Consider the following 6,133-nt stretch of genomic DNA (forward strand, 5'->3'; position numbering starts at 1 on the left):
ACACCCGCAACGGGTGTCGTCACACCCACTACGGGTGTCACGTTCTCCGAGCACACATCGCCCTGCACGCCGGCCCTCCGCCCACCGGACGCCAGAACGCCAGGACGCCAGGGCGACAGGACGCCAGAACGCCAGGACGACAGGACGCCAGGACGACAGGACGCCAGGACGACAGGACGCCAGGGCGACAGGGCGGCAGGGCGCACCGTCGGTGCGCTGAGGGCGCCCGCCCGGCGGGCAGAGGGTGCCGAGCGATTCGGCACACACGCAAAGCCCCGCGCGGTCGCTCACCAGCGCCACAGCGGTACCCGGGCCACACCATCGGTACGCTGTGCGGCCCCGCCCGGCCAGCAGACGGGGCCAAGCGATTCGGCACACACGCAAGGCCCCGCGCGGTCGCTCACCAGCGCCACAGCGGTACCCGGGGCACACCGTCGGTGCGCTGTGCGGCCCCGCCCGGCGAGCATGCAGGCGGGCGGGGCGGGCTATCTGGCCAGCAGGGTCGGCGCTGTCACGGCAGCGTTGAGGCGACGCTCAGCGCCAGCCGAAGAGGATCGGCTCCTGCGCATCGCCACCTGCGAACGGACACACCTGTCTGCGGGGATGGGCGACGGCTTGAAGGGGCAGATGGCCCGGCGGGCGCGCTATGGCCTGGGGTGGCAGATGCTCGCGGGGCTCGGCGGGACAGGGCGGGTGCGGTTGGGGACGGACTTCCGCGTACCAGAAAGGAAGAATTATGGAAAGGCGGACAAATAGCAGGTTTGTTTTCGGGGGTGACAGGGGCGGAACGGGGGCTGTACAGTCCCCGGCGATGATTACCTTCGTTTGTGGATCGGGGGTTTCGTTCGCAAAAGGTGAGTGCTGATGCGCTCCTGGATTGCGAACGGGGAATCCCGTCGTCAGAACTGGCGGCGTGTGCGGGAGTTCGCCGTGCCGCCTTCGATGATCGAGGCCGCTACCGCGCGGCGTCTGGCCGGAGACTGGGCCGGGGCGTGTGCGGCGGCGCATGTGGACATCGATTTCAATCTTCGTGTGATCGGCCGGGCTCACGGGCGTGGACTCGCGGCGATGGTGCGTGCCGATCTTCGGCGGATGGCGCCCGAGTTGCTGCGCTGGCATCTTCCGCGGGTGGCGCCGGACGGGCTGCTGCGGCCCGGACTGACCATGACGCTCGCCCGGTATCCGGGAACGGCCGTCCAACTGGTGGCGCGGACCGCTCCCGGATGGGCCGGGGGCGGGCAGCGGATCAGTCTCGCGTTGTGGGATCCGGCGTCCCGGGACGCCGGGCCGCACCCCCGGGCGCGGCCGGACCGGCGCTTCCGCCTCGATCTCCATCCCCACTTCTGGGCCGCCGATCAAGCTCATGAGCTGCGGGAACGCTGCGGGGCTGACCATTGGCAGGGCACCGCGGAAGGACTCGCGGCGCACCGCTGGGAAGCCGAAGCCGCGATTCTGCGGGCGGCCGAAGGGCGGGACGGGCCGGTCACCGTTCGTCTCGGGGGCGGGCGGCGGCTGGTGCTCGGGGAGGACCGTCCACGGCGTGCCACCCGAGGCGGGGACCCGTCCGGGCTGGTGCTGCCGTGGGCGGCCACCTGGGTGCTGCCCGACCTGGAGTTGCTCCGGGCCGGACTGATCGAGGCGGACCGGCTGCATCCGCTGGTCGCGGCCGCGCTGGCGCCGTGGCCGGAGGCCGATCCGCCGCCCGGCGCCTCACCGCCCGAAGCCCACCCCACGCCCGAATCCAGCGTCACGCCGCCCGAGGCCCACCCCACGCCCGCACCCGGTGAGTCCGCCTTGCCCGCTCCGGGCTCGCCGCGCAGCGCCAGGGCCGGGGCCGGCGCCGGGCGGCTCGTCGAGTGCCGCGGCGCCATGCACCGGCTCGGGCTGGTGGACGGCATGCTCGTACCGCTCGACCACGACGACGCCGAGCTGCGGCGGGAGGAGATCCTGCGGCGGCTCGGCGGCCCGCCACTGCCCTGCCTGGGCGTGATCGCCGAGGCCGGGCGTCGGCCGGTGTTCCTTGACGAGGTTCGGGGGCGGCTCGATCACGGGGATCACGACGGGGCGCTGGCCGTCGCGGAGGAACACCTCGGCACCGATGCCCGGCTGCCCGAAGGCGAGCTGCGGGACGAGTTCGCGGCCGCCGTGGAGGAACGGGTCAGGCACGGCATGTTCCGGGCCGGGCTGTTCTTCGGCGAGCCGGGCCTCTCCGGGAAGGCCACGCTCGGCCGGCTCGGGCGCCGCGGACGGGACCACCGGACGCGCCGCCGTCCACGCCCCACCGTCTAGATCCAGAGAGCGCGGACCCGCGCCTCCACCCTCTTCCCACCAAAGGTGATCTCACTTGACGCTTTCCGTCGCCACGGATCTTCTCGCCCTGCTCGCCGACACGCGTACCGAGCAGCGGCCCGACAACCAGCTCGACGCGCTCACCCTGGCCGTCGCCGCCGACCTGCCGGTGCTGCTCTGGGGTGAGCCGGGCATCGGCAAGACGGCCACCCTCAACCAGCTTGCCGACGGGCTGGGACTGCCGCTCACCACCGTGATCGCCAGCGTGCACGAACCGTCCGACTTCGCCGGGCTGCCGGTCGTCGGCGACGATCCAGCGGTGCAGGGTGTGCCGATGGCACCCCCGGACTGGGCGGTACGCCTGGTCCGGGCCGGCCGCGGACTGCTCTTCCTGGACGAGCTGTCGACCGCCCCGCCGGCCGTGCAGGCGGCGCTGCTGCGGGTGGTGCTGGAACGGCGGGTCGGGGCGTTGCGGCTGCCGGACGGCGTACGGATCGTGGCCGCCGCCAACCCGCGCTCCTCGGCTGCCGACGGCTGGGAGCTGAGCCCGCCGCTGGCCAACCGGTTCGTGCACCTCCAGTGGACCTACGAGCACGAGGTGGTGGTCCGCGGCCTCGGCGGAACGTGGCCGAGCGCCGTCCTGCCGGCCCTGGACCCGGACCGTCTGCCGGAAGCGGTGGACGTGGCCCGCCGCGCGGTGTGCGGTTTCCTGCGTGCCCGCCCGACCATGGTGCACCGGCTGCCGGACACCGAGACCCGCCGGGGCGGCCCGTGGCCGTCGCCGCGCAGCTGGGACATGACGGTACGGCTGATCGCCTTCGCCACCGCGGCCGGCGCGTCCCGCGAGGTGCTGTCGATGCTGGTTCGCGGCACGGTCGGCGACGGCCCCGGGCTGGAGCTGATGGCGTTCCTGGACCGGATGGACCTGCCCGACCCGGAGCAGCTGCTGGCCGAACCGGACACCGCCCTGCTCCCGGCCCGCGGCGACCTGCGGCAGGTGGTGCTGGACGGGGTGGTCGAGGCGATCCGGCAGCGCCCGGAACGTTCCCGCTGGGACGCCGCGTGGACGGTGCTGGTGCGGGCGCTGCGGATGGGGCCGCCCGATCTGGTCGTCGGCCCGGCCACCGCACTGGCCGGTCTGCGCCGCGCCGACTGGGTGCTGCCGGCCGACATCGAGCTGCTCGCCCCGGTGCTGTCGCTCGCCGAGCGGGTCGGCGCCGCCCGATGACCGGTCCCACCGAACCCGCGCGGCGCGGCGGCGGCGTCGTGGACGGGCCACGTGCGACGCTCACCGCCGAGGAGAGCGAGAAACTGTACGCGGCACGCCTCCACGCCGCCCAGATGCGTCCCTACCTGGCGACCGCCCTGTTCGCGCTGCGGGTGGTGGAGTCGCCGACCGTGCCGACGATGGCCGTCGACCGCTACTGGCGCTGCTACGTCTCCCCCGCTTTCGTGGCCGCCACGGAGCTGACGGATCTGGCCGCGGTGTGGGTGCACGAGGTCGCCCACCTGCTGCGCGACCATCACGGCCGCGGCGAGCGCCTCGCCGCGGCGAAGGACCTGACCGGGCGCGGGGACCGGCTCCGCATGAACGTCGCGGCCGATTTCGAGATCAACGACGATGTGTACGGTGACGGCCTCCCGTTTCCGCGAGGGGCGATCCACCCGGGTCAGCTGAAGCTGCCGAGCGGTCTGCTCATGGAGGATTACGCCACCCGCATCCCGCCGAACCTCTACCGTCGTCAGCTGGCCTGGCTGGACTGCGGCAGCGGGGCGGACGGCCTGGCCCGGGAGTGGGAGCTGGGCCCGAACGGCGCACACGGCCTCAACGGGCAGGAACGTGATCTGGTCCAGTTGCGGGTGGCACAGGCCATCACCGGAGCACCGGGACGGGCGCCGCAGGGCTGGCGGCGCTGGGCCGAGAAGGTCGTTCATCCCCCGCAACCGTGGCGGGAGCTGCTGGGTGCCGCGATCCGTTCGGCGGCGTCCGCGCCCGGGGTGGGCGAGGATTACGTCTACAGCCGCCCGTCGCGGCGTTCGTCGAGCCTGCCGAAGGTGGTGCTGCCCAGCCTGCGGCGCAACCCGCCACGGGTCGGCGTGGTGATCGACACCTCGGGTTCGGTGAGCGACACCGAGCTGGGCAGCGCCCTGCTCGAGGTCGCCGCGATCGTCCGGGCCGTCGGTGGCCGCCGCGACCTGGTACGGGTGGTGGCCTGCGACGCCACCGCCCACCTCAGCGCCCCGATCCGGGCGGCGGCCGGAATCGAGCTGATCGGCGGCGGCGGAACCGACCTCCGGACCGGCTTCACCCGCGCCCTGTCCGCCCGCCCTGCCCCGGACGTGGTGGTCGTCCTGACCGACGGCCAGACCCCGTGGCCGCGCGAGCAGCCCAGGTGCCGAACCGTGGTGGGCCTGTTCAACCGCCCCCGGACCGTCCCGGCCGGTGTCCCCGGCTACCGCCGTGATCCCCCGCCCTTCTGGGCCCGGGTGGTGACCATCGGCTGATGGCGCCCCACCGCCCGCCGGCGCCGCTTCCCAGGCTCCGGGACGGCTCTCCCGAGAAGCCCGGGTCGAGATCGGCGCTCGTCGGCGGCGGTCAGGTGAGGTCGCCGGACGGCCAGGCGGCGCGGATCAGCGGGGTGACCGTGTCGGCGAGCTGGGCCGCCTCGTCCGGGCTCAGCGCCGGGTCGGCGCGGCGGACGGCGATCGCGTCGCCCAGCGCCGACAGCGCCCCGTCGCCGGTCCGGGCCAGGAAACCGGCGAGAACCTCGGCTGCCGCGGAGGCTTGCGGGTGGGTACGGTCGGCGGCCGCCTGGGCCAGGATGATCGCGGTCAGGCAGACGTCGACGGCGGCCGGGCCTTCGGCGGCGTTGTGCCAGTCGATGAGGACCGGGCCGCGTGAGGTGAGCATGACGTTCTCGGGGTGCAGGTCGCGATGCAGGACACGGTCGCCGGGCGCGGTGCTCAGACGGGCGGGCAACTCGTGCAGGCGGTGGTGCAGATCGGCGAGGATGGCGGCGCCTTCCGACACGGTGATCGCCCCGGCCAGGAAGGCCTCGGGCATGGTGCGCCCGTCGAGCCGCTCCATGATCATGTCGGGGCCGTCGACCGAATACACCCGGGGCACCGGGAACCCGTGCCCGGCCAGGTAGTCCATCACCTCGGCCTCGCCGGAGCCGTCGTCACCGCGACGGTAGCGCCGCAGGACCCGGTGCTCGTCGAGGGCGTAGACATCGGCCTCCCGGCCCGATCCGAGAAGATCCATACCGGGACGTTAACCGAACCGGTCTGCGATCTGCGGTCCAAGACCGGTGAAGACCCGTCCGCTGCGGTGGTTGCGCATGTGGACGGCATTGCGTGAACGGTGGTGCTGGTCGCTGGGCAAGACCGGCGAAGCGACCCGGCCGGGCCCGCGATGGCTCCTCGGCGACCGCCGCTGACGTGAACTTCACCGTGCGGCACCGCCCGCCACATGCAACCACCACCACGTTCACCGGCTGGCAGCGGATGCAGAGACGAGTCCCCGTTCGGGGAGACGGGACACGGATCTCGGCCATCTGTGTTCCGCAGACGTGACACCCGCAACGGGTGTCGTCACACCCACGACGGGTGTCACGTTCTCCGAGCACACATCGCCCCGCACGCCGGCCCTCCGCCCACCGGACGACAGGACGCTAGGGCGCCAGGGCGGCAGAACGGCAGGGCGGCAGAACGCCAGAACGGCAGAACGCCAGAACGGCAGGGCGGCAGAACGGCAGAACGCCAGGGCGCCCGAACGCCAGGGCGCCAGAACGCCCGAACGCCAAAACGGCAGGGCGGCAGGGCGGCAGGGCGGCAGGGCGTC

The 6,133-nt window shown here is 73.5% G+C and carries 4 protein-coding genes; 3 read left to right on the top strand and 1 reads right to left on the bottom strand.

Annotation, left to right across the window (positions count from 1 at the left end):
- Positions 1 to 864 precede the first annotated feature (864 nt).
- The 3 genes from AB0I88_RS19855 to AB0I88_RS19865 are packed head-to-tail and all read left to right on the top strand — an operon-like array spanning position 865 to position 4,794.
- Entirely contained in the window at positions 865 to 2,289 is a 1,425-nt protein-coding gene (locus AB0I88_RS19855; RefSeq protein ID WP_361026158.1) for a hypothetical protein, read from the top strand.
- A 55-nt stretch (positions 2,290 to 2,344) separates the two neighbouring features.
- A complete protein-coding gene (locus AB0I88_RS19860) occupies positions 2,345 to 3,517 on the top strand; it encodes a MoxR family ATPase (protein ID WP_361026161.1) in 1,173 nt (390 codons plus the stop codon).
- Positions 3,514 to 4,794 carry a VWA-like domain-containing protein gene (locus AB0I88_RS19865; RefSeq protein WP_361026164.1) on the top strand — a complete coding sequence of 427 codons (1,281 nt, stop codon included), beginning with the start codon at positions 3,514 to 3,516 and terminating at the stop codon, positions 4,792 to 4,794. Before AB0I88_RS19860 ends, AB0I88_RS19865 begins: the two co-directional genes overlap by 4 nt.
- A 91-nt stretch (positions 4,795 to 4,885) precedes the next feature.
- Here AB0I88_RS19865 and AB0I88_RS19870 read toward each other — a convergent pair whose 3' ends face one another.
- The gene (locus AB0I88_RS19870) at positions 4,886 to 5,554 is read right to left on the bottom strand and encodes a phosphotransferase (protein ID WP_361026166.1); all 669 of its coding nucleotides are present in this window, start codon (positions 5,552 to 5,554) and stop codon (positions 4,886 to 4,888) included.
- Between the last annotated feature and the right edge of the window lie 579 nt (positions 5,555 to 6,133).

The organism is Actinoplanes sp. NPDC049802 (assembly GCF_040656595.1).
Classification (GTDB): Bacteria; Actinomycetota; Actinomycetes; order Mycobacteriales; family Micromonosporaceae; genus Actinoplanes.

What these genes read in the sequence shown, in the direction of transcription:
- AB0I88_RS19855 (WP_361026158.1), top strand. Translation starts at nt 865, where the DNA reads ATGCGCTCCTGGATTGCGAACGGGGAATCCCGTCGTCAGAACTGGCGG.
- AB0I88_RS19865 (WP_361026164.1), top strand. Translation starts at nt 3,514, where the DNA reads ATGACCGGTCCCACCGAACCCGCGCGGCGCGGCGGCGGCGTCGTGGAC.
- AB0I88_RS19870 (WP_361026166.1), bottom strand. Translation starts at nt 5,554, where the DNA reads ATGGATCTTCTCGGATCGGGCCGGGAGGCCGATGTCTACGCCCTCGAC.